The sequence below is a fragment of the Desulforhopalus singaporensis genome, assembly GCF_900104445.1.
In the GTDB taxonomy this organism is placed as follows: domain Bacteria; phylum Desulfobacterota; class Desulfobulbia; order Desulfobulbales; family Desulfocapsaceae; genus Desulforhopalus_A; species Desulforhopalus_A singaporensis.
Window position 1 is genome coordinate 87643 of record NZ_FNJI01000003.1, and the last position, 24306, is coordinate 111948.

The 24306-nt window shown below is 55.2% G+C and carries 23 protein-coding genes; 16 read left to right on the forward strand and 7 right to left on the reverse strand.

Annotated elements, in window-relative coordinates:
- Window positions 1-3 precede the first annotated feature (3 nt).
- The 3 genes from ilvD to BLQ17_RS02510 are packed head-to-tail and all read right to left on the reverse strand — an operon-like array spanning window position 4 to window position 4775.
- Window positions 4-1653, reverse strand: coding sequence for a dihydroxy-acid dehydratase (gene ilvD / locus BLQ17_RS02500; RefSeq protein WP_092219463.1), 1650 nt, complete (start codon window positions 1651-1653; stop codon window positions 4-6).
- Window positions 1654-1671: 18 nt separating this feature from the next.
- Entirely contained in the window at window positions 1672-2775 is a 1104-nt protein-coding gene (locus BLQ17_RS02505) for a mandelate racemase/muconate lactonizing enzyme family protein (protein WP_092219465.1), read from the reverse strand.
- Window positions 2775-4775, reverse strand: a complete 2001-nt coding sequence (locus BLQ17_RS02510; protein WP_092219467.1) for an oxidoreductase — start codon at window positions 4773-4775, stop codon at window positions 2775-2777. Before BLQ17_RS02510 ends, BLQ17_RS02505 begins: the two co-directional genes overlap by 1 nt.
- Before the next feature lie 367 nt (window positions 4776-5142).
- On the opposite strand from BLQ17_RS02510, the gene pylC reads away from it, so the two are divergent.
- Genes pylC through BLQ17_RS02545 form a run of 7 tightly spaced genes read left to right on the forward strand, consistent with a single transcriptional unit; the run spans window position 5143 to window position 11829 of the window.
- Window positions 5143-6315 (forward strand): 3-methylornithine--L-lysine ligase PylC, encoded by a 1173-nt coding sequence (pylC, locus tag BLQ17_RS02515; protein ID WP_176761049.1) that lies wholly within the window; start codon window positions 5143-5145, stop codon window positions 6313-6315.
- Entirely contained in the window at window positions 6312-7130 is an 819-nt protein-coding gene (pylD, locus tag BLQ17_RS02520) for a 3-methylornithyl-N6-L-lysine dehydrogenase PylD (RefSeq protein ID WP_092219471.1), read from the forward strand. The genes pylC and pylD overlap by 4 nt, the downstream gene beginning before the upstream one ends.
- Before the next feature lie 20 nt (window positions 7131-7150).
- Window positions 7151-7996, forward strand: coding sequence for a pyrrolysine--tRNA(Pyl) ligase large subunit (gene pylSc, locus BLQ17_RS02525; RefSeq protein WP_092219473.1), 846 nt, complete (start codon window positions 7151-7153; stop codon window positions 7994-7996).
- Between the two features lie 6 nt (window positions 7997-8002).
- Window positions 8003-8719, forward strand: a complete 717-nt coding sequence (locus BLQ17_RS02530; protein ID WP_092219475.1) for a hypothetical protein — start codon at window positions 8003-8005, stop codon at window positions 8717-8719.
- A 12-nt stretch (window positions 8720-8731) separates the two neighbouring features.
- Window positions 8732-10330 carry an ASKHA domain-containing protein gene (locus tag BLQ17_RS02535; RefSeq protein WP_092219477.1) on the forward strand — a complete coding sequence of 533 codons (1599 nt, stop codon included), beginning with the start codon at window positions 8732-8734 and terminating at the stop codon, window positions 10328-10330.
- Window positions 10331-10345: 15 nt separating this feature from the next.
- A complete protein-coding gene (locus BLQ17_RS02540; RefSeq protein WP_092219478.1) occupies window positions 10346-11215 on the forward strand; it encodes an HD domain-containing protein in 870 nt (289 codons plus the stop codon).
- A gap of 2 nt (window positions 11216-11217) precedes the next feature.
- Window positions 11218-11829: a nucleotidyltransferase family protein gene (locus BLQ17_RS02545; protein ID WP_176761051.1), complete on the forward strand. Its 612-nt coding sequence runs from the start codon at window positions 11218-11220 to the stop codon at window positions 11827-11829.
- A gap of 7 nt (window positions 11830-11836) precedes the next feature.
- Here the strand turns inward: BLQ17_RS02545 and BLQ17_RS02550 are convergent, their stop codons facing one another.
- The 3 genes from BLQ17_RS02550 to BLQ17_RS22145 are packed head-to-tail and all read right to left on the reverse strand — an operon-like array spanning window position 11837 to window position 13636.
- A complete protein-coding gene (locus BLQ17_RS02550) occupies window positions 11837-12838 on the reverse strand; it encodes an arsenic resistance protein (protein ID WP_092219482.1) in 1002 nt (333 codons plus the stop codon).
- A 34-nt stretch (window positions 12839-12872) separates the two neighbouring features.
- The gene (locus BLQ17_RS02555) at window positions 12873-13292 is read right to left on the reverse strand and encodes a DUF302 domain-containing protein (RefSeq protein ID WP_092219484.1); all 420 of its coding nucleotides are present in this window, start codon (window positions 13290-13292) and stop codon (window positions 12873-12875) included.
- A gap of 44 nt (window positions 13293-13336) precedes the next feature.
- Window positions 13337-13636, reverse strand: coding sequence for a hypothetical protein (locus tag BLQ17_RS22145; RefSeq protein ID WP_143005417.1), 300 nt, complete (start codon window positions 13634-13636; stop codon window positions 13337-13339).
- Between the two features lie 155 nt (window positions 13637-13791).
- Between BLQ17_RS22145 and BLQ17_RS02560 the strand changes: the two genes are divergently transcribed.
- The gene (locus tag BLQ17_RS02560; RefSeq protein WP_092219486.1) at window positions 13792-15234 is read left to right on the forward strand and encodes a sigma-54 interaction domain-containing protein; all 1443 of its coding nucleotides are present in this window, start codon (window positions 13792-13794) and stop codon (window positions 15232-15234) included.
- A 36-nt stretch (window positions 15235-15270) separates the two neighbouring features.
- Here the strand turns inward: BLQ17_RS02560 and BLQ17_RS02565 are convergent, their stop codons facing one another.
- The gene (locus tag BLQ17_RS02565; RefSeq protein WP_092219488.1) at window positions 15271-16623 is read right to left on the reverse strand and encodes an MATE family efflux transporter; all 1353 of its coding nucleotides are present in this window, start codon (window positions 16621-16623) and stop codon (window positions 15271-15273) included.
- Window positions 16624-17103: 480 nt separating this feature from the next.
- On the opposite strand from BLQ17_RS02565, the gene BLQ17_RS02570 reads away from it, so the two are divergent.
- From BLQ17_RS02570 to dctP (BLQ17_RS02605), 8 genes are all read left to right on the forward strand, one after another.
- On the forward strand, window positions 17104-18225 hold the full coding sequence (locus BLQ17_RS02570; RefSeq protein ID WP_092219490.1) for an NAD(P)/FAD-dependent oxidoreductase: 1122 nt from the start codon (window positions 17104-17106) through the stop codon (window positions 18223-18225).
- Window positions 18218-18508, forward strand: coding sequence for a 2Fe-2S iron-sulfur cluster-binding protein (locus BLQ17_RS02575; protein WP_092219492.1), 291 nt, complete (start codon window positions 18218-18220; stop codon window positions 18506-18508). Before BLQ17_RS02570 ends, BLQ17_RS02575 begins: the two co-directional genes overlap by 8 nt.
- A gap of 1 nt (window position 18509) precedes the next feature.
- The gene (locus BLQ17_RS02580; RefSeq protein ID WP_092219494.1) at window positions 18510-19937 is read left to right on the forward strand and encodes an FAD/NAD(P)-dependent oxidoreductase; all 1428 of its coding nucleotides are present in this window, start codon (window positions 18510-18512) and stop codon (window positions 19935-19937) included.
- A gap of 15 nt (window positions 19938-19952) precedes the next feature.
- Window positions 19953-20303 (forward strand): RidA family protein, encoded by a 351-nt coding sequence (locus BLQ17_RS02585; protein WP_092219496.1) that lies wholly within the window; start codon window positions 19953-19955, stop codon window positions 20301-20303.
- Window positions 20304-20331: 28 nt separating this feature from the next.
- The gene (locus BLQ17_RS02590; RefSeq protein ID WP_092219498.1) at window positions 20332-20814 is read left to right on the forward strand and encodes a TRAP transporter small permease; all 483 of its coding nucleotides are present in this window, start codon (window positions 20332-20334) and stop codon (window positions 20812-20814) included.
- 2 nt (window positions 20815-20816) lie between these two features.
- Window positions 20817-22121, forward strand: a complete 1305-nt coding sequence (locus BLQ17_RS02595; RefSeq protein WP_218121699.1) for a TRAP transporter large permease — start codon at window positions 20817-20819, stop codon at window positions 22119-22121.
- Between the two features lie 95 nt (window positions 22122-22216).
- Window positions 22217-23218: a TRAP transporter substrate-binding protein DctP gene (dctP, locus tag BLQ17_RS02600; protein ID WP_092219500.1), complete on the forward strand. Its 1002-nt coding sequence runs from the start codon at window positions 22217-22219 to the stop codon at window positions 23216-23218.
- Between the two features lie 71 nt (window positions 23219-23289).
- Window positions 23290-24288: a TRAP transporter substrate-binding protein DctP gene (dctP, locus tag BLQ17_RS02605; RefSeq protein WP_092219502.1), complete on the forward strand. Its 999-nt coding sequence runs from the start codon at window positions 23290-23292 to the stop codon at window positions 24286-24288.
- Window positions 24289-24306 lie beyond the last annotated feature (18 nt).

Consider the following 24306-nt stretch of genomic DNA (forward strand, 5'->3'; position numbering starts at 1 on the left):
CCCCTACCAGGGCTGCATGGCAGCCCCCTTGCTGGCGGAACAACAGGTTGCGCTGTACAATCCGAGCCAGCCGGTTTTCACCTTATGCTCAGGCTGCCTGAACTCGGCACGGCGCTCTGCCAACGTTTGGTCATCAAGATCAACCCTGAGCACTCTGCTGTCAATATCCATCGAAACAGTGTCTCCCTCACAGACAAGGGCCAGAGGGCCTCCGTCAAACGCTTCCGGACAAACGTGGCCGACAATCGGACCGTGGTTAAACCCGGAAAAGCGGCCGTCGGTTACCAGGCCAACGCTTTTGTGCAGACCCAGACCGACCAGCACCTGGCAGGATGCCTGGGCATACATCATTCCAGGCGCACCTTTTGGCCCCATGTAGCGGAGAACAATAACATCTCCAGGTAAAATTGCACCGCTTTTCATAGCCGAAATTGCATCTTTTTCATCATCAAATACCCTTGCAGGACCGCTAAATGACTTCATCTCTTCAGGAACCCCGCTGGGTCTTACGATGGCTCCTTCCGGGGCCAGGTTGCCTTTGAGCACGGCAAGTCCCGAGCTTTTGCTCACCGGTTGTTCAAGGGTGGCGAGAACCTCGCCTGCAACGCGCTTGACCGGCGCAAGTACTTCGCCCAGAGTGAATCCGCTCACCCCGATCACGCCCAAGTCGAGCAGCGGTTCAAGCTCTTTTTGCACAGCCGGGACACCGCCCGCCCCATGCAGGTCGACAATGTTGCAGGGTCCGTTGGGCCTGACCGCCAGGATGCAGGATACTTTTCTGCTGATCCGGTCGAAATCATCCATTTCAAGCCCCACTCCGACCTCCCGCGCAAGAGCCAGCAGGTGCAGGATGGCGTTGGTCGACCCGCCTATGCCGAGATACACGACAATGGCGTTGAGTATTGCCTGCCTGGTGATGATCCGCCGGGAGGTGATCCCGCGCTCGGCAAGCCTCACCGCCGCCCTCCCCGCTTCCCTGGCACCTCTTATCTTGTCAGCCATCACCGCCGGAATCGTGGTCGTCCCGGGCAGGGCCAGCCCCAGCGCTTCCACCAGGATCTGCATGGTATTGGCGGTGCCCATCACCCCGCATGAACCGAATCCGGGGCAGGCAGCATCCTCGAGTTTTGCAAAATCCTCGGATTCAGTGCCCGAAAATGCGGCCTCCTCGATATCCGGTGCCAGTACCTTTTTCCCGTTGTGACACCCGGGCATCATCGGCCCCCCGGTCACCATGACCGCAGGGATATCGACCCGCCCCACCCCAAGCAGGGAGCCGGCGAGGATATCATCGCAGGAGGACAAAGTGACCAGTCCGTCAAAATTATTTATTCTTGATACCACTTCAATGGAGCCGCACACCAGGTCGCGCTCGGCCAGCTCATACCTGCAGTTGTCATGGCCGACTGCGATGTTACCGCACAATCCGGGAACGCCGAATTCAAAAGGGACTCCTCCCGCAGACCAGATGCCCTGCTTGACCGCCTCCCCCAGCATCCTGAGGTGGGCGGTTGCCGGCGAGGCATCAGAAAAGGTATTTGCCACCCCGATATGGAGTCGATTCTTTATGTCGTCATCGGAATACCCGGCGCCTTTATACATGATCCTTCTGTGCGCGGCGGCGTTGCCGTTCCAATATTCTTTGTTGGACATCTTTTTTCTCCTTGTCGATCAACAATAACTTGCCACAACCTCTCCCAGTACACGCGGGTCGGGCTCCACCCCCAGCCCGAAACCGGAGGTATGTTCGAGAAAACCGTCTGCGATCCCTGCCGCTTCCCTTACCACCTTAACCCCATTGTTTTCACTGCAATCCCAGATTGAATGCACATAAGCCGATCTCGTAGAGGCAGCCAGATGGGTTATGGCGGCCCGGGTTATTTCACTGCCGCCGCAGCACTGAATCGAAAGCACCAGTCCATGCTCCTGGCAGATGTCCCGGATGAGCCTGGCCTTGCTTAATCCTCCGACCTTGGCGATCTTGAGGTTGATCATCTCACATGATTTGTCGCCAATTACCCGCCACATAGTCTCCATCCCGGAAAATATTTCATCTATCATCAACGGCACCGTGGTACGGTGTCTCAACGCCGCAAACTCCTCATAGCTTTTCACCGGCTGTTCGAAAACCACATCATAGCCGCTCAGGATATTGGCGCAGCGAAGTGCATCAGCCAGGGTGTATCCCCTGTTGGCGTCGAAGATATATTTTTCACCGGGCCTGCATCTTTCCATAAGAGCCTCGATTGCCGGAAAATCGTTGTTGGGATCACCGCTCAATTTGCAGGAAAAAACTGCATAGCCATGCTCGCTGCGAAACTTCTCGACCGTACTGACCATGGTTTTGGCACTTCCGCTGGGAACACTTGCGACAACCGCAAGACGAACATTTCGCGTCCCCCCCAGCAGGACACTGAGCGGCAGCTGCACACTCTTGCCCCAGACATCCCAGCACGCCATATCAACTGCATGCTTTACATACCCGTGCCCGGCCAGATTTTGATCCATCAATTCATTGACAATGTCAATCTCGTTGGCTTTTGCCCCGATCAGCGAAGGAGCCAACTCCTCAAGTCCGGCGCGCACCCCCAGTGCAAATCCCGGCAGATAATTTGGTCCCCACGGGCAACTCTCTCCCCAGCCGACAAAACCCGATCGGGTGACGACCTTTACGACAGTTGAGTCAAGCCTGTTCCAGGTCCTGCCGCCAGACATGGTGTACTGGTGGAGCATGGGAATATCCACCCGGTAGACATCGATCCTGACAATTTCCATCACAACCTCCTCGCGACTTCATACCCATCCCAGATTGCCCCCTGAATATTGCGCACCTCAAGACAGTCGCCTATTCTCCGGACATTCTTGAACAGTTTTTCCGCTTCAAGAAAAAGCCGGTCGTCCTTTTTCATCCCGGCCGCAACCACCAGGTTGTCATACTCCATCCTCGACTGGTTGAACCCGCTGTCCATAAGATACAGCTGGTCGTCCGTCACCCGGCTGACGGTGGACAGGAGCCGGATCTCTATATTGTTGAGTGCCAGCAGATCAATGGTCATCTGCCTGTTTTCTTTTGATACGGTCGGCCCCGACGACATCAACGCCTCCAGTCTCTCCACAATAGTGATCTTTCTTCCCCCGCCCGCAGCCCAGAGCGCAATCTCGCAGCCGACCAGACCGCCGCCGATGACAACAACATTTTTTCCCAGGGTAACTTCGCCGTTCAATACATCGATGCAGTGGGCTGTCTTGGGATTGTCGATCCCCTCGATAGAGGGCACAAGCGGCACCGAACCGGTGCAGAACAAAATCTCGTCCGGTCTCTGCCGCTCTATGGTCTCAAGTCCTGCCGGGGTGGAGGTGAGAACGGTAACGCCGAGCTGTCTGAGCTGGATCTCATACCACGACATCAGTTTTCTGATATCTTTTTTGAATTCAGGTACGCTGCCGGCCACCAAGTGACCGCCCAATTTTTCCCGGGTCTCGAAAAGAGTGACGTCGTGTCCCCTCATGGCTCCCACCCGCGCCGCTTCCATGCCTGCCGGTCCACCGCCGATTATCATGATTTTTTTAGGCTCCGGAGCCTTGTGAATCTGGTAGTCCAGTTCACGGCCAACGGTCGGATTTACTGCGCAGCACATCGGTTTACCGTTGAAAAGCCGTCCGGTGCAGGCATCGTGGCAGCCCAGACACGGCCTGATCTGATCGACCTCGCCATACCTGACCTTGTTGGCCCAGTGAGCATCGGCAAGAAACCCTCTGCCAACGGCTACGATATCGGCTTTGTCCTTATCGATGACCTCAAGCGCCACCTCCGGATCATCGAGCCTTCCCACAGCTATGACCGGAATATTCACCTCCTTTTTGACCTGTGCCGCCAGCTCGGCCATACAGCCGTGCTGCATATAATTGGGAGGGTGCGGCCAGTACCAGGAGTCGTAACAGCCGGCATCTACGTGCAACGCATCGAACCCGTCCCGTTCAAGGATTTTAGCCATCTCCAGACCCTCTTCAAGAGTGCGTCCGAACTCCTTGAAATCCTCTCCCGGAACAGCCCCTTTAAAGTATCCCTTCATGTAATGTTTGAGACCGTAACGGTACACCACCGGAAAATTGTCGCCGGCACTGGCCTTAATCGCATGAAGAATCTCCCTGGCAAAGGTGAGACGCCCTTCCAGATCGCCGCCGTATTTATCGGTGCGTTTGTTGAACACGGCACAGGAAAACTGATCGAACAGGTATCCCTCATGGGCATGAAGCTCAACCCCGTCGACACCGGCCTTTTTCAACTCACCGGCCCAGAAACCGAACTTCTCCACCAGGGTGTCGATTTCCCCGGTACTGAGTTCACGGCAGGTAACTTTGGGATCCCAGAAGGCTGGCAGCGCGGAAGGTGCAACGGGCTGCCCCCCTCCCGGAGGATGCGGGCTGCCGACGCGGCCGAATCCGGCAGTGAGCTGATAGAAAACTTTTGCGCCGAAAGAGTGTAGTATTTCATTGAGTTCGACAATCGAGTAAAGCGCTCCCCGGGTCAGGATATTACAGTGAAAATGGTGCATCGGCTCAATATCCTCATCGACCCGCCAGCAAGAGACGATCATCAGCCCCACCCCGCCCATAGCTCTCTGCACCAGATACTCCTTACAGCGATTGTCCAGATAACTGTTTTCAAAAGGAGTAATGCTTTCCAGTGACATGGGAGCAAGCGCCACCCTGTTTCTCATCTCGACACTTCCTATCCGTATCGGGGTAAACATTTTACCGCTACTGTTTATCATGGTATCTTCTCCTTTGCATTTCACTGTTGTGGGCCTGGTCGGCCCCGCCTGACCGTGCGGTCTTTTTCCCGGGTGCAGGCTAAAATCATTGCAATCTCTATTCCGTTTGGGCAATTGAAAAAAAATGATGGATATCTTGAATCGACTGCTCTATGTTCAGCCTCGTACGATTCACTTCTAAATCGCAGCAACGGGGAAAATGGTTTTGGATGAAACACATTTGACTTATACAATCCACAACATCATGACAGGACAGCCCTTGTCTTTTTTGTCTGCCGCCAAATACCCTCTTGAGAAGGGGCAGCAAAAAGCAGGGGAGGCCTGACGATTTCAAATAGAATTGGCATATTAAATGCAAAATAGTGACATGAGCCAAACAGAGCACAAACCAGCGGTAATTGCCGTAGTCGGGGGAAAGCTGCAGGGCATCGAGGTCCTCTACCTCGCAGCAAAGGCGGGCTACCGGACCGTTCTTCTGGATAAGAACAGCACCCCCCCGGCACTGCTGTTATGCGATCACTTTGTCCAGCACCACTTTTCCGGTGCCACCCCTGTTCCCGGGAACTGTCCGGAAATAGATCTGATTGTTCCGGCCATCGAGGACGACGAGGTCCTGTCGGCGCTCAAGGTCTGGTCTGATCAGAGCGGTATCCCCCTGGCCTTCGATCTTGACGCCTACGCAATATCGAGTTCCAAATTAAAGTCGGACGAGCTCTTTTGCCAGCTGCAGCTGCCGAAGCCGAAGCCGTGGCCGGAATGCGGTTTTCCGCTGCTGATAAAACCGGACAGTGACAGCGGCAGCCGCGGTGTCACGGTGTGCTGCAACGAGGACGAGCTCGCCAGGTACCGAAACGACGCCTCCGGGACCAGTCCTCAAGTGATGCAGGAATACCTTGAGGGTCCGTCATATTCGATTGAGATAATCGGGACTCCGGGCAACTACCTGCCACTTGCCATAACCGAGATCCATATGGATTCGGTTTACGATTGCAAGAGAGTGACCGCCCCGGTAGAAATTCCGGAAAGCAGCCGGCAGGAGCTTGAGGCCATGGCGGTAACCCTGGCTGACACGGTTAAACTCAAGGGTATCATGGACCTGGAAGTCATTTGCCATCAAGGGGTGATGAAACCGCTTGAAATCGACGCCCGGTTCCCGAGCCAAACCCCCATAGCGGTATATTGGGCGACCGGGCTGAATATGGTAAAAATTCTTTGCGATATTTTTATTAGTAACCATACTATTGGGGAATATTGCATAGATTACAGGCGCTGTGCAAGTTTTGAGCACATCCTCGTCAAGGACGGTCAGGTGGAGGTACTGGGCGAACACATCATGGCGACCGGCACGCCGCTTTGGCTGGCACGTGATTTTTTCGGAGCGGACGAAGCGCTCACTACCTACCGGCCCGGCCTGCGGAGCTGGGTTGCGACGATGATATTTACCGGAAATTCCCAGGAGGCTATTTCCGTCAAACGAGAAAAAGCTTACGCCCGGATTAAAGCCCTGGGTGAGGGCAATACCCTGGAGACAAAACCCTGACCAGATTACTACCGGACGATATACGGACTGTGGGCGCGCAACTTGCGGATTACGACCGCCGGCTGCGGCTGGCTACCGGCAGAGGAATTCTGGGAGTCGCCTGCCACAGTTACGGTGTCGCTGAAGAAAAAATCAGAAAAAGAGCGGAACAACAATCCTGTTATGTGATCCCGGTAACCGCCGGCCAGGGAGTCATTTCCGGTTTCAGCAAAACGGTCTGCGCCATTCTTGGGTTTATCGGCTGCAACAGCGTCGTCGCCGACTCAAGCGATACCGGCGGAATCTTCCAGGCCTTTGAGGCCGGTGCCGACATAATGTTTATGGCCGATGATTTCACTTTCGCCGGTTTCAACCTCCGCCGGGGAACCGTTGTTGACAACAGCAAGGCCACCGGCGGGGTTTTCGGCGGTGCCCTTGACCTTATGGCGGGGGGGCTCAACGGGAACGACGCCCTGGTACTTGGCTGCGGACCGGTCGGTGAAGCCGCCTGCCGCAAACTGCTCTGGTACGGGGCAACGTTGGCCGTGTACGACACTTCCCCTGACGCCGCCGCGGCCCTTGCCGACAAACTGGACGGCAAAGTACACGTAGAGCCGGACCTGGCTACGGCGCTCAGCCGCCACCGATATATCCTCGACGCCACCCCCGCCGGAGAATTCATAGGCGAAGAATATATCACGAAAGCAACGTTTGTCGCCGCACCGGGGGTTCCACTGGGTGTTTCTCCCCAGGCCGAAACCCTTCTTGGGAAAAGGCTGGTGCACGACAAGCTTGAACTGGGTGTTGCCGCGATGGCGGTTGCCCTGCTTCGTTAACATCAAAACCGGAGATAATAGTGAAAGAAGAAGGCTGGACCATAACCCAGGAGAGAAGACTGAGAGAACTGGGTGTCGGGCAATCCGAGCTGGTCAGGACATTTGATGATGCTGCGGAGCGCAACAGAGCTTTCCAGCAGCTTGAACAGCAACGGATACAGCAGGAAAAAAAGCGACTGCAAAATTTTCTGCAGCAGGGCGGCCGGGTAGCGCTGGAAGAACTGACCGAAAAACTGACCAGTGCGCTATGCAATATAGGGTTCACCAGGGTAACCACCCCGGTAATCATTTCAAAATCGGCGCTTGCAAAGATGACGGTGGATGACGACCACCCTCTGAGTCAGCAGGTCTACTGGATCAACAGCAATCAGTGTCTGCGCCCCATGCTCGCGCCGAACCTATACAGCCTGATGGTGGATTTCGCCCGGTGCGGCCAGCGCGAGATCCGCTTTTTTGAAATCGGCCCCTGCTTTCGCAAGGAATCGGACGGTGCCAGGCACAACTCGGAATTCACCATGCTCAACCTCGTGGAGATGGGCACCCCCGAAGAGAAAAGACTTGAGCGGCTGCAGGAATTCGCAGAGATTGTCGCACAGACTGCAGGCCTTGAAGACTATCGTTTTGAAAGTGAGGAGTCAAAGGTGTACGGGACCACTGTCGATCTCGTGGTCGGAGCAGAAGACATCGAAGTCGCCTCGGGTGCGGTGGGACCACACCCGCTCGATATTGCCTGGGGGGTACAGGGCACCTGGGTAGGCATAGGCTTCGGTCTGGAAAGACTCCTTATGGCCGGAGCGAAAGAGACCTCCATCAGCCGTTGGGGCAAGAATCTTTCGTACCTCAACGGGATCAACCTCAAGTTATAGAAAGATATGACACTATCCCTTGAAACAGAACCGCAGTCGCTCAGGGAACTGACCGTCAACGTCCTGTTTGACGAACTGGCTGCCAAAATTAAAACCGGAAAAACCCGGCCCGCCATCCTTGATGAAGCCAGGCGGAGCCTGGTGGCGATCGACGGCTGCTGGAGCCCTGCCATCACCTACCGGTGGGTAAAGTGCCGGTGTACGCCGGACGACGGCAAAACCGTACTGCTTCCGGAAAACGAAACGCCGGTGCAGCTCGACCTGGGCCACTCCACCAGTTTTACCAGAAACAGTGAATATGCACTGATCGCGGCGTATACCGCGGGATACGAGATCGACCTCAAGACCCAGGAGGCAACCGACAGCGAGCAGCTGCTGTTCGCCTATATGCTTGACCTGATCGGTTTGCTGGTTCTGGAGAAAGTGGGAGATACGGTGACGGCGATAGCGGAAGAAAAAGCCCGAGAATTCGGGTGGGGGGTCAGTCCTTTCCTCAGTCCCGGCTCCGTTCACGGCTGGGACCTCATAGAACAGGTGAAGCTGTGCTCCCTGCTGCCCCTTGACACAGTGAACATAACAGTGAGAAACGATGCCGTCCTCACCCCTTTCAAATCTCTCTCCTGTATGATCTGCATAGGAAGAGGGTATAAACAAAACCGGGTGGGAACAACCTGCCAGGTCTGTTCCAGAAACAACAATTGCGAAATGCAGCAACACCAGTGACGAAAAATAATCATGACAGAACAATATAGTGTACAGATTCTACCCAACGGCCGGAACATCAATGTAAAAGAAGGCCGTACGCTGATGGAGGCGCTCGTTGGTCAATCGATCTTCCTGCGTTCTGACTGCGGCGGACGCGGAACCTGCGGCAAGTGTGCGGTCAAAATCACGGCAGAAGACGGCTCCGCCGACACCGTGACGTCCTGCAATTACCTGGTTGAAAAGAACATCAGCATCGAGATTCCCGAAACCTCAATGCTGTCAAGCCACGTGATCAGCAAAGCTCCGGTAAGTTTTCCCGACTCTTTCATAAAGAGAAAAGCGGCTGCGGCAGGAGAAGACCGATACGGCATCGCTTGCGACCTGGGCACCACCACCATCGCTATCTATCTCTGCAATACAGTAAACGGGGAGATTCTCTCGTCGATGGCGGTAAAAAATCCTCAGGCACTCTACGGGGACGACGTAATGAGCCGTATCGGCGCGGTAAACCAGGAAGAAAACAATCTGCAACGGCTCCAGAACCTTGTGGTGAAAGCCATTGAATGGGGAATAGCTAACCTGCTTAAAAACCAGTCGCTGGAACATGACCGGCTGCATTCGATAACAGTCGTGGGCAATCCCACCATGATGCATATCCTTGCCGGGGTCGACCCTTCATCCATAGGAACTTTTCCCTATATGCCGGAATTTTTCGACGCGATCACGCGCAGCAGCGCCGAGCTCGGCTTCGGTTTTAACGATATTCCGCTGCAGCTCCTGCCACAGATATCAGGCTTTATCGGAGGGGATATCCTCAGCGCGGCGCTGGCGGTCGACTTCGACAGCCAGCCGGAAGGGACCCTGGTCATCGACCTGGGAACCAACGGAGAGTTGCTGCTCAAAGGCAAGGATAAAATTTATGCCACCTCTTGCGCCACCGGCCCAGCGTTTGAAGGAGCATCCCTTTCCTGCGGCACCCAGGCCATCCCCGGGGCGATAAACAGAGTATCGATCGACACCCGGACCGAGTTCTGTAACTATTCCATCATCAATCCGAAAAACAGATCGTCGCTCAAGCCTTTTGGCGTCTGCGGTACCGGCGTCATCAGCGCCGTCGCCGAATTCTGCCGCAAACTCATCATTGAACCGGGCGGAGCTTTCGTCAAAGACCAGGACATAACCCCTCTCGTGGCCGATGAAGCGGGCAAGATCCGTTATCTTCTCGTCCCCGAGGAGGCCACCCAGGACGGTGGTCCGGTATACATCAGCCAGAAAGATATCCGCTCGGTACAGCTGGGCAAGGCCGCCCTGATTACCGGTATAGAATTCCTGCTCAAGGCGGCGGGATACGAGCAGGCGGAAAAAATAATAATCGCCGGGGCATTCGGCACCCATATCGAGAAAGAAGACATGCTGACCCTGGGGATGATTCCGGAGATAGACCCGGAAAAAATAATAATCGCCGGCAACTCGGCGGGAGCCGGGGCGGTGATGGTCCTGAGCGATTCCGCCTATCTCGAAAAATCCATTGCCATGGCGGAAACGATCGAGACGGTCGACCTGGCAACGGATCTGAAATTCCAGGAAGTGTTCGTTGAGAAGCTGAGCTTTCCGTTCATGAAAAACTAGACCGACAGCGCCCCCATGAAGACACCTCCATCGACCATTTTTCCACACCTTGACCGGGCTGAAACGGCACTCAAGAACAAGATCCGCAGGGAGGAAGCACAATACGGCAGAAACGGCAAGGCGCCGGACAGCCTGTGGAACCATGTCCTCAGGGTGGCCCGGCTGGCACAGCGGCTCGGCGTAAGCGAAGGGGTAGACCCCCTGGCGTGCAGACTGGCCGGAATTTTCCACGATGCCGGAAAGTTCCGCGGAGGCGCCTACCACCATGACGACCGGCCGGAGGAGGAATGGTCGGTCACCACCCTTCGGGAAATCACCGGTAATCTCGGTTTCGAGCCGTCGCTCATCGAACAGGTGGAGGACGCGATTCTCCAGCTCTACAGAAACGATCCGGAGCCGACTCCGTTGACCCGGATTCTGTTTGACGCAGACAATCTCGACAAACTCGGCCGCCTGGGGGTTGCCAACTACTTTATCAAGGAAGGTCTTCGCGGCAGAGGGATCTCCGCGTCCATGCTCTACCGGATAACCATCGAGCTCACCTACGCGCGGCACGCTCCGCACTGTCTCGCCACCGCGACAGGGCGGCAGATGGCCGCGGCCAGGGCACCGGAAACCAGAGAATTTTTCAGCTATTTCCTCGATAGCATCAGGCAGGACGGCCTGTATGACTTTATCATCGAAGAAGTCGATTTCAACAATCTCACAATCGATGTCGTAGCACCTCGTGCCTGTGAATGCGGCAACCCCATAGCGCGGAGAATCTGGGAAATTCCCGGTATAAAATGTTCCGAGATCCACCTTGAACACAGCTGCACCGGATGCAGCTCGGTTCACGAACTGAAGTTCTGCCGCCCCCGGCTGGCAGGACAGGCTGGCTGCTGAAGATGGCCCCCCGTTTGAATTTCCAGGCCGTAATCCTCGGTGCCGGCAGTTCGTCGCGCATGGGCTGCCCCAAGCAGCTGCTCGAGGTCGACGGTATCACCATGCTCGACCGCACAATCTCAGCGGTACTGCAGGCGGGCCTTACCCGCCCCGTTCTGGTTCTTGGCGCCCACCGCAGCAAAATTCTCCAATCGGCAGCCCTTGCGTCCTGCTGCCGGATAATCGTTAACGAACAGTACGAGACGGGACAGGCAAGCTCTCTTATAGCCGGCGTAAACGGCTTGCACAGCAGCTGTGATGCCGCCATTTTCCTGCTCTGCGACCAGCCGTTGCTGACAGGCGGCCTCATTGGCGAACTGGTGGCAGAGTTTGACCGAATCAGGCCTGATATACTCTACCCCCTCTTCCGAAAACAGCGGGGTAATCCCGTTATCCTCGCCAAGTCGACCTTCCCCAGACTGCTGCAGGCCAGGGGTGACCGCGGAGCGAGATTTCTCTTCAACGCCCCGGACCTCACCATCCACCCCTGCGAGGTAGACGATGAGGCGGTGATCATCGATGTCGATACCCCTGAAGAATACAGGGCCCTGGTGAACAGCCGGACCATTGTTTAGCCATTGTTTATCCCGCCGCCTCTTCACCTGGTGACACCACCAACGCCCCGAACAGGGTGTCGGTCATCCGCACATACCAGGCGGCCGACTGCACCTGTACGATATAGGCCAGTGCAATCACCAGCGCCGCATTTGCACCCGCTTCACCAAAAACATTGATAGCGATGGCCAGCGCTATGGAGAGATTTCGCATGACCGTGCCGTAGACCAGGGCTATGGAGTCGCCCCGGCTGAAGAAGAATCTTCCGGCCAGGGTGGAGAGGGTGAAATTAAACAGATAAAGGACCAGGAGAGGCACAAATATCATCAACAGCCGGGCAGGGTTTGCCACGATGGTATCAGCCTTGAGCGACATCGCCACAAAAACTATGCCCAGTACGCCAACTGTCGACAGGGCCGGAAAACGGGGAGCGATCCGCTGTTTAAATTCGGACATCCCATATCTTTTCAGCAACCACTGCCTGGTGACAAACCCCAGCCCCATGGGCAGAAACACGATAATTGCTATCTGCTGCATCACTTGAAAAAAATCGACCTCAACCACTGCACCAAGCAGCCAGCTGACATAAAAAGGCGTCGCCAGAGAGCCGAGGGTCAGGCCGATGACCGTCATATTAATCGCCGCTCCCATATTGCCTCTGGCAAAACCGGTCCAGGAGATGGTCATCCCGCTGGTCGGCAGCAAAGATGCCAGCAAAAGCCCCAGGGCCATGTAAGGCTGATCGCCAAAAAACAGTCTTCCCAGATAGTATGCCGCAAAGGGGATAATGGCAAAGTTTATAAACAGTGCGCTTCCCTGAATCCCCGGCTGCAGTCCCTGCCTGAGATGCTTGATGTTCAGCGTGACCATCATCGGGTAGACCATGAGAAAGGTCAACGGAACTATCAGCACCTTCATGAAAGCCGCCTGTGACCGGTCGATGATGGTGCCGAACAACAGCCCCGCTATCATGAGTGTTGGAATGGCGTATACGAGATTTTTATTTATCCTGACCAGCAGCTTCCACATACTGTTTTCCTCCAATATTCTCTTGATAATCCGGCTACTTCCTGGCCTCATCGATCATCGCCCGTATTGTGCCAAACGTCTGCGCCAGCGAATCCGGGAAAGCACTATCATCTTTGACCATAGAGGCGATATAGGCAGGGCTGTACCCAAGGTAACGCACCTGGGTCCTGTTGTTTTTCGTAAAGACATGGACAAACTTGGGCATAAGGATCGCCCGTTCCGGATTGGCGGCAAGACTCTTGTCCGCCTTGGTCGGCTTGCAGATCTGAATCATATGCAGGTCGAAATCCTCCGACACGCTGCCGCCATGGGCCTGGAATGTTTTTTTCATATCCATGGTCGCCCTGTTATTGATGACAAAGCCGTTGGATGCGGCAACGGCTGCAAAATCCTCGACGAAGCCGGTTACGCTTTTGTCGCTCTCAACCGCATAAAGAGTTTCTTCCGGATTCATGATCTTTTCCTTTTCAGTTGTTATTGATAATAAAGAGCGTTTTTTTACGACAGACTGTTTTCCTTATCCCTCTTGGTCGCAAACCAGATGATGCAGGACGAACGATACCTGCAATAGATATGGGGGTCCCTGCAGGCCAGACACTTCCTGCAAAGCCATACCTTGTGCTTGTGACATTGATAACTGGTGTCGCGCTCCGGATGTACCGTACATTTTGCCATGATGCGCTCTCTCTTCCGGCCATATGCCGCTTTTTTTCCGGGACAATGTCGGCGCAACAGCCTTGTGCTGTTACCGATTACTCGACTCTGTTCATCATCCCTTCCTGCGACAATTATTGCCACAATCGTGCCAGCAGACACCAAAAACAGTAACACTATAAAATTACAAAACAATCAACCAGACATTGACGTCATCGAAGATTGTTACTATAGCTAAGTAACAACAGGTAACGTTACCCAGGGTAACAGTAATGTTTCACCTGGCAGGGAGGAGTGGGATGTCGCATACCAGGCACGAAAAGTTGAATCATCAGTTTATAAGCCGCATAATCGACTCCATGGCGGACGGCGTTTTCACCCTGGACAAAGGCGGCAGGATCGCCTCCTGGAACAGGTCCATGGAAAAAATAAGCGGATACAGTGCCGCGGAAGCGTTGGGCCAGACATGCGCCCTGCTCAACTGCAGCCGCTGTTTCGGCACCAGCTGTCCTGCGGATATCGGCAGGTGCAGGATTTTCGAAAAAGGTTCGTCCGGGGCAAAGGAGTGTCAGCTGCAGCACAAGAACGGCCACGACGTACCTGTCATCAAACACGCAAGCGTGGTCAGGGGTGATGACGGAGAGATTCTGGGGGTTGTGGAAACCGTTACCGACATCAGCGAGCTGAACAGAGCCCGCAGGATGGCCGAGGAGGCGTCGCTCAGGCTTGGCGAGATCCACCGCCTCGACAACATCATCGGCAAAAGCGAACCGATGGTCCAGGCTTTTGAATCAGTCAGGGTGGCGGCGGCAAGCGACGTTTCCGTCCTTATCCAGGGAGAGAGCGGCACCGGCAAAGAACTCATCGCCGGCGCCATCCATTACAACAGTGACCGCAGGTCCGGGCCGCTGGTGACGGTGAACTGCAGCGCCCTGCCGGAAACCCTGCTGGAAAGCGAGCTTTTCGGTCATGTCAAGGGCGCCTACACCGGCGCCATACGCTCCCGCACCGGCAGGTTTGAAGAGGCGGCCGACGGTACGGTTTTTTTAGATGAAATCGGTGAGTTGAGCCCTTTTATCCAGGTCAAGCTCCTGCGGGTTCTTCAGGAGAGAGAGATCGAGCGAATCGGCGAGTCCCAGAAACGAAAAATCAACATTCGCATCGTCACCGCCACCCATCAGGATCTGCGGAGCCTGGTGGCTGAAGGGAAATTCAGGGAAGACCTCTACTACCGGCTCAACGTGTTCCCCATAAAAGTTCCTTCCCTCAGGGAGCGCAAAGAGGATATCCCGCTGCTCACAAGTCACTTTATCCAGATGATGAACCGCAAGACAGGCAAACAAATCGTCGATGCCTCCAGGGAGGTGATGCGGATATTCATGGATTACCGCTGGCCGGGCAATGTGCGGGAGCTGGAAAACGCCCTTGAACATTCGTTTGTACTCTGCAACCGCGACAGAATAGAAAAAGAGGACCTCCCCGAACAGCTCAGGTCGGGGGAAGGCAGGAATGCGACAAACGAGTCCGCGTCACTCCGACCGGCTGGTTACCGGCGGAGAAAAGTGTCGAAAGACCAGCTGCTGACATTGCTTGTCGACTGTAGCTGGAACAAGTCAGAGGTCGCAAGAAGGCTCGGTCTCAGCCACACATCGGTCTGGAAGTATATGAAAAAATGGGGTATTCCTCTTGCAAAAAGCGACCCCCGGACACCGCCCGTACAGGATAAGCAACCAGGTTCCTGAACATTGAGGATTTCTGAGATATGCGGCCGTCCCGGACTATCCTTCCATGACCGGAGCCCTGTTCAGGGGGCTGCGGGCTGTTCCCGGCCATAAGCGCAACACCCCCAGCACCGCCCGGATGAACACCCATGCCCCGGTTATCCACCAGATCGCGGTAAGGCTCGTCACACCGAGCATATCCATAATAACGATCGCCAGACTTCCGCAGCAGGTGGCCAGCACCACCACATTTCGTAAAAACACAAAATCTCCTGTCCCCCAGTGAATCCCGTCGGTGACAAACGCCAGGGCGGCAATCGGCTGAACCATGGCGGAAACCATCCAGGCAGGAGCGAAAAGGACAAGTCCGGAAGCCGGAACGAGGATGGCGCCGGCCAGGGTTGTACCGGCAGCCATCACCGCCAGTAGCACGCAGCCTATCATGAAGCTGATCACCGAGACCAGTTTCGCCACCTGTTTTGCCCTGACAAAGCTGCCCGAACCGAAAAAATAACCGACGACGGACTGGGCGGTCACCGCCGACGCATCAAGAAACAGGTTGGTAAAAATCCAGACCTGCCTGATAGCCTGGTGCGCCGCCCCGGCGTCGGCCCCGAGCCGGGTGGCGGACCGGGTTGCAAGGAGTAGAAACAGAATCAGCGACCCGGTTCTGACGAACATGTCACGCCCTATGGACATCAGCTTGCGGACGTCATCGGTTGTAACCCGGGTGGTGAATCCCAGCTGTTTTTTGATCCGTGCAAGACACCAGACCGCCCCCACCCACTGGCTGATGGAACTTGCCAGGGCCGCCCCCTCCACCCCCATCGACGGGAAAGGACCAATGCCGAAAATGAGCAGCCAGTCCAGCAGGATATTCATGGTGTTGACACAGACTGCCACCAGTAGCGGCGAGCGCATATCGGCCAGACCGTAAAGAATGCCAAACGAGGCCATGGTAACCAGCACCGCGGGACCTCCCAGCGCGCGCAGCCTGATATACGCGACACTATACTCCTGCAGCCGGCCACTGCCGCCCATAAGCGCCGTTATCTCTGAAGCCGTCGAAGATACCAGAAGAGCCATGCACAGACCAATCGCCGCCGCGAGAAATATTGCCAGACTGCCGAACCTCTTAGCCCTGTCGAAATCATTTCGGCCACCGGCCTGGGACACTTCGGTCTGGCTGCCGACCGCGAGAAAATTAAAAAGCCATAATCCGCTTGTCAGCACGACAGTCCCGATACCGAGCGCCGCCAGCTGTTCGGAGCCGAGCCGGGCGACAAACGCCGTATCGACAAGACCGGTCAGCGGCTCGGCGACCATGGAAAACAGCACCGGAACCCAGAGCATGAAAAATGACCGCACAGGGTTCCGGGTAAACTGCCGGACGCAGGAAGATGAAGACATTGCATACCTCGCTAAATAATTCCGGTCCGAATCCGGCCGGTTTGTATGGTGACTTGGTGCCCTCTGACGCGCACACCACTGTTTTATTTTGACACATGTCTATTTATAAAACAGTTGCAGGGTAACCCCGCATGACAGATGGTTTTTCGCGACCTGGCACCAAACACTGTTTCATAATGAGACACTTTTTTCCTTGAAGGGAAGGAGTGAAAAAAACAGCTCAAACGGTTAGATGCGCTTTTTTTTGCGCTTTTCCGCTACTTCCGGAATCACATATTTTAATCATATATATACAAATAGTTAGATTTTTTTTATGCCGCCGTTTTTCTCCGGTGTCGCCATGATGGCGGGAGTCATTTTCCCTCTACCATACAGGCTGGCACGGATCTCGCTAGACAAGTGCAGACAGACAACGGGTAGCGGCACCTGCTCCAACACAGGCAAGCTCTACCGTCAGATTAATTTCCTGGAGGATTATTCGTGATCTCGGCAGACGTAATAGTGATCGGCGGCGGCATCAGCGGTGCTGCCACCGCTCTGGGCCTGGTAAAGTCGGGGGCCGGAAAGGTTCTGGTTTTTGACGAGCAACTTCCTGCACAACGCCCTTCCCGCGGCAACTTCGGCTTGACATGGTTCATGTGCAAGGGAGCCAACAATCCCAGTTATGCCAGATGGTGCCGGATGGCAATCGACCAGTGGCCGGACTTCGCCGCGGAGCTTGAGCAGGAGACCGGTTACGACCTGGAACTGGAATGGACCGGCGGCGCCATCCAAGCTTTTGACGATGAACAGTACCAGGCCCATGCCAAGTCCATCGAGATTCTGAAAAACATCTGCGCTGAAGTCGATCTCGACTACCCGGTACAAATGTTTTCAAGAGAGGGATTCGCTGACATGATACCGGATATTGAACTGGGCCGGGACGTGACCGGGGTGATGTATACCGACCGGCAGGGCCATGTCAACCCCCTCAAACTGCTTGCCGCGGTCCGGTGCGCTCTGCAGCAAAAGGGAGGAGAGTATTTCGCGGCCCACACCGTATCGCGGATCGTTCCCGAAAAAGAAGGCGCCATCAGGGTTGAGACAACCAAGGGAAATTTCCGCTGCGGCCGCCTGGTTGTTGCCGCCGGACATGGAATCCCAAAACTCCTGGCTCCCCTCGGAGCAAAGGTGCCGATCTACCCCCAGCGCGGGCAGCTCATGGTTTCCGAGAGATACGACAGAGTTCTCGACATCCCGTTTCTCTGCACCCGCCAGACCCCGGACGGAACCTTCGTCATAGGTCTTTCCACTGAAGATACCGGTCTTGACGACAGCGTCACCATGGCGGCCATGAAAAGCCAGGCGGCAAACGCCATACGCCTTTTTCCGATCCTGAAAAACCTCAACTGGGTCAGGTCGTGGGGGGCAATACGGATCATGACACCAGACGGCGCGCCAATCTATACAAAACTGACAGATTATCCCAACATTACGGTTCTTGCACTGCACAGCGCGGTCTCCCTGGCACCCCTGAACATCAGTGAAATTGCGCCATGGATCCTGGAACAGCAGGAATCATCAATGATCAACCATTTCCGCAACGAGCGCTTCAATGTTTAAAAGAGATCAGCATACTGACAATGAAAATGTTGCCGTGATTCTTGATGGTGAAACGACAAACCTCCCGGGAAACATGAGCGTGGCGGCCTCTCTTTTGAGTGAAGGCAGGATCGTCGCAAAGATCTCACCGGCATCCAAAAAGCCCTGTTCTCCCCATTGCCTGATGGGGGTATGCTACGAGTGCTTGATGGAGATCGACGGCGTTAAGCAGCAGGCCTGCATGGTGGAGATACAGGAAGGCATGGTCATCAACCGCCGGCTGGGCACCATGGAGGAGGATTAATATGAGCAGCTACTACGACAGTGCAGTTATCGGTGCGGGACCTGCAGGGCTTGCCGCGGCGAGCAGGATGGCCGAGCTGGGCCTTAAGGTGCTGGTGCTCGACGAACAGCCGAGACCCGGCGGACAGATATACAGAAACGTGGAAAACGCATCGCCTGCCACCCTGCAACTCATGGGCGAAGATTACCGCCGGGGCCTGGACCTCATAAAGCGGTTCAACCATTCAAGCGCACACTATGAGTCGAATGCGATGGTCTGGCAGACATCAAGCGATGGTCGAATCTGCTATTCCCGCAACCGCAAGTCCAGGGAGATAAAAGCGGGACATATCGTGGTGGCCACGGGCGCCATGGAGAGGCCCTGTCCCATTCCCGGCTGGAACCTGCCGGGGGTCATGGGAGCCGGCGCGGCCAACAACCTTGCCAAGGAAGCTGGGCTCACCCCATCGGGCCGGGTGGTGCTTGCCGGCAGCGGTCCGCTGCTTCTTCTGGAGGCCAGCCTGCTGATTGAAAAAGGTGTCGAGATCGCCGCGATTCTGGAAACTACCCCGAAGCTGCCGTCTCCGAATACACTTGTCCACCTGATACCGGCATTGCGCCGCACCGACTTTCTCGCAAAGGGGCTGAAAATGGTGCGCACCATTAAAAAGTCCGGCATTTTGCATCACAAGGCCGTCACCAAACTAAGGGCTGTCGGCGGCGACAGACTCAAACGGGTGGAAGCCGTTGCAAACGGAAAGACAGTCGCTTTTGAGGCCGAACTTCTGCTGCTGCATTTCGGGGTAATCCCCAGCACCCACCTGTTTCGCCTCATGGGCTGTACCATGGAATACAACGACAGACAGCGCTACTGGTATCCGGTTTGCGACAGCTGGGGAAGGACAAATCATGAAAATGTTTTTGCAACCGGCGACGGCTCCGGGGTCAGGGGAGCCCTCGCGGCTGAGTACAAAGGCGAACTGGCGGCCCTGGAAATAGGTCACTGCTGTGGTATTATTCCCCATTATGAGCGGGACGAGCTGGCGTCACCGATACGGGCCATGCTGTATAGTGACAATCTGCCGCGGCCGCTGGTTGACGAAATCTACGCCCCCGCAGCCGGCGCACACTTTTTCGAAGATGAAACAGTTCTCTGCCGCTGCGAGAATGTGACGGTCGGCGACGTGCGCAAAGCTGTAAAAGAAGGGGTGCGTAACGTCAACGAGGTGAAAATCGTCACCAGATGCGGCATGGGCCCCTGCCAGGGACGAATGTGCGGTCCGGCTCTTGCGGAAATAGTAGCCGCCGAGGCAAAAACAGAAGTGGAACAAGTCGGTCTGTTGACCGTCCGTCCGCCGTTAAAGCCGATTCCTCTTGGCGAAGTGGCGGAAATGGAGCTGGAACTCGGCTCCCAGGAACAGGCGGATCTATTTAAAAATATGCGAAAATAACAAAAGGAGCGGATTATGACTGTCAACCGGATGGAAACAGCGGAGCGCATGAGTAAAATCGTGATCCACAACGAGACCATATATCTTTGCGGTCAGGTTGCGGACAACACCGGGGAATCGGTTGGGCCCCAGACGGAAAACATGCTGGCCAAGGTGGACAATCTTTTGGAAATGGCGGGCAGCAACCGGAAAAATATCCTCAGTGCCACCATTTACCTTCGGGATATGAAGGACTTTGCGGAAATGAACAGCGTCTGGGACAAATGGGTGCCCGCCGGTCACGCCCCCGCCAGGGCATGCGTCGAGGCGAGAATGGCCCGTCCCGACCTGCTGGTGGAAATTTCCGTGATAGCGGCAAAAATTTAATCCTGTCCAAGATCAGGGAGGAGAAACAGTGGAGCGTTTTTTCAAATACACACTGACCATTCTGGTAAGCACCGTTGCGGCGATGGAATTCTATCAGGTGATTATGCGTTATATCCTGGAAATTCCGGTCATGGGGCTGGAAGAATTGCTGGTATACCCAACGCTCTGGCTCTACTTTCTCGGCAGCGTCAACGCCTCCCGGGAGGATACCCAGATCAAGGCTAACGTCCTCGATGTTTTTCTCAAGACCGACCGGGCGAAACTGAAAGTTCGGGTGGTCGCAGACTTCATGTCGGTCGTCGTTTCCGCGTGGCTCACCTACTGGGCCTGGGATTATTTTCGTTACGCCCTGCGCGTCTGGAAGGAAAGTCCAACCCTCTACATCCCCACCTTCTACGCGGAATGCGCCGTTTTCATCGGCCTCGTGGCGATGACGATCTTTGCCTTGAAATACCTGATTAAACACGGCCGCCAGCTTTTCGCCGGCAACCGGACTGAACAAGGAGCATAATCATGGAGATAGTAACCGTCTCTCTCATATCCCTTGGTATCCTTATCGTTTTGCTCAGTTTCGGCGTTCCCCTGCCTTTCTGTTTCGGCGGGGCGCTGATGACCATGTGCATGTTCGGCGGAGCCACCATGAAGGGCACAATGGTCTGGGGCTACACCCAGCTTGCCAACCCGGTTTTGCTCTGTATCCCGCTCTTTGTATTTGCCGGAACAATCATGAGTGAAAGCGGAATCGCCGCAAGCCTGCTCAGATTCGTCAACATCTTCGTCGGTCGTATCCGTGGCGGACTTGGCGTCGTCGCCTCGGTGAGTTGTGCGATTATCGGCGCCATTTCCGGCTCCGGCCTCACCGGTGTTGCGGCAACCGGACCGCTTCTTATTCCGGAGATGGCGGCCAAAGGATACCCGCGCGGCTACGCCACGGCCCTGGTAGCCAATTCATCCATTCTCGGCCTGCTGATCCCACCGTCGGTTACCATGATCATTTACGGCTGGGTAACGGACACCTCGATACTTGCCTGCTTCCTGGCAACTCTTGGTCCCGGCCTGTTGATCACCTCGCTTTTTTCCGGGGTGAACCTGGTCATGGCCAGGAAGTTCCCCTTGGTCCTCGACCCGCCGAAACCGGTTGAGGAAACGGTCAGGGAAGGGGTCGCCTGTACCACCAGGGCTATCCCCGCGCTGGTCATGCCGCTGATCATTCTCGGCGGTATCTACGGTGGCATCATGACCCCGACGGAAGCCGCAGCGGTTGCGGTCATCTACTCGCTGCCGGTCGGATTCCTCATCTACCGGGGACTGACAATGAGTACTTTTCTCAGGGCTGCAAAAAATTCCGCCACCGCCGTCGGGGCAATCATGGTCATGATCATCTTCAGCCTCATGCTGAGCCAGATTTTCGTCATGGAAGATGTTCCGCAGGCCCTGGTCGAAGGTGTCTTCAACATCACCCAGAACAAGATCCTGCTGCTGATCCTGGTCAACTTCCTGCTGTTTTTCGTCGGCATGATCGTCAACGACATCACCGCTATCATCCTCATCGCCCCGCTGCTGCTGCCCCTTATGGAAGCAATAGGTGTAAGCCCCGTTCAGTTTGCGGCAATCATGGGTGTAAATACCGCCATGGGAGGAGTTACCCCACCCTATGCTTCGATCCTCTATCTCGGCATGCGTATCGGCGAAGTCGAATTCTCCGAGGTCATCAAGCCCGCTATGATCCTGATCATCTTCGGCTATGTCCCGGTAGTTTTTCTTACATCTTTATGGCCAAATCTGTCCCTGTTCTTCCCGGGACTGTTCGGGTACTGATCCCGATAATCAAAGAGATGCATTTCAGAATCGGGGCTGCCGCGGCAAACACGATCCTGGGACGCTATCCAACATAAAACAAGGAGATCTACGAAATGAAAAAAAGATTTATAAAACTCAGCCTCGCTGCAATTATCATCTCCAGTCTCTGTATAGGGAGCATGGCAACCGCCAAAACCTTGAAAATCTCTCACGTAAGACCGCAGGACACTGCAATTGACAAAGACCTGAAGTGGTTTTCGGAAACACTGAAAGAGGTATCCGGAGGCAAGGTGAAGACCAAGATCTATCCGGCAAGCGCCCTTGGCGATTACACCGTCGTCCAGGAGAGGGTCGGTCTCGGTGCCGTGGATATGGCTTGTCAGCCGCCAGCTTCCGCCGCCGATAAGAGATTCCAGGTGGTCTATTTCCCCTACATGGTGAAAAACTGGGCCCAGGCAAAGAAAAATTATGAGCCGGGCGCCCCGCTGAGAAAAGTTGTGGAAGATCTGTACGAAAAGCAGAACATCCATCTGCTGGCGGCATGGCCGGTATACTTCGGGGGCATTGCGCTGAACCGGGAACCCGTCGCTCCCGGCGACCCTGATGGTGCAAAAGGCATCAAACTGCGCGTCCCGCCGATGAAAACCTTCCAGCTGATGGCCGACAATACCGGCTACCTCGGCACCCCGATCCCGTTTTCCGACGCTTTCACCGCAGTACAGACCGGCGTGGTTGACGGTGTCATCGGCTCCGGTGCGGAAGGCTATTACTCCTCTTTCAGGGACGTAACCAAGTACTACATCCCGGCAAACACCCACTTCGAGGTCTGGTATCTCATCATCAACAAGGAATATTTCGACAACATGAAAGAAGACCAGAGGGAAAAACTCGTGGATGTTGCCGCCCAGTTTGAACAGAGGCGCTGGGATAGTGCCGAAGCTGATCAGGCCGCAAACGAGAAGCGGCTGGCCGACTACGGCGCCAAGATCATCCCCCTGTCCAACGAGGAAATCGATGCTATCGCCGACAAGGTTCACAAAACGGTATGGCCCACCGTACTCAACGATGTCGGCGTAGAATGGGGACAATCCGTCATTGACAACATCGTGGAATAATAAACCCGCAAAGCGCCTTGCAAGACTGTCCCTGCGGGGCGCATCATCCCGGCCCGTTAAATGAGGATGTTATGAAGAAACTTCTTGCATGCGCACTATGCTGCGTCGCCGCACTGTCCATCCTGGTACAGTCTTCGCTTGCCGGAGACACCTGGAAAATAGGCCACGTACGGCCGACCGGTTCCGCAGTGGACAAAGATCTGCAAAAATTCACGGCAACGGTTCGCCAACAGAGCGGAGACAAAATTAAGTTCAATATCTACGCCGCAAACAAACTTGGGGATTACTCCGTCGTCCAGGAACGGGTGGCATTCGGTGAAGTGGAGATGTTTCTCGGTCCTTTCGGAACGGCGGTCGACCGGCGGGTATCGCTGGCATGGACTCCGTTTCTTGTCGAGACATGGGAACAGGCTGAAAAAATGTATTCCCCTGACAGTCCGCTGATAAAGTATATGGAGTCATACCTGAAAGCCCAGAACATCAAGATTATCGGGGGCTGGCCGGTATACTTCGGCGGCATAGGACTCACCGGCAAGCCACGTTTTCCGGCCGATCCGGATGTAAAAAAGAACGTCATCATCAGGGTACCACCGATTCGCAGTTTCGAGATCACCGCCAGAGAACTCGGCTTTACGCCCTACCCGATAACCTGGAAATATGCCCAGATGGGTCTCAAGACCGGCATGGTTGGAGGGCTGATCGGCGGCGGTGCAGAAGGATATGCGGCGCTGTCGGAAAATATCCGCTACTATCTTCCGGTCAAGGACCATTTCGAGTACTGGTTTCTCTATATTAACCTGGACCTGTGGAACTCACTTTCCGATGAACATCGCGAAATCCTGACAGGGGCCGCACGAACCATGGAAGAAGAGCGGTTTCGCGTCGCCAGCAAGCAGGAGAAGGCCAGTTTCGCAGAATTGAACATACGCGGCGTCACCATCCTTGAAATAAGCGATAAGCAGTACGGCTACATGCGGGACAAGGTCCGCGCCGCAGTCTGGCCTTCGTTAAGAGATGACCTTGGCCCTGCTTTTGACAAGGTCGTGGAATTCCTCAAAGAAGAAAAGTGACGGGAGCATACCGCGGAC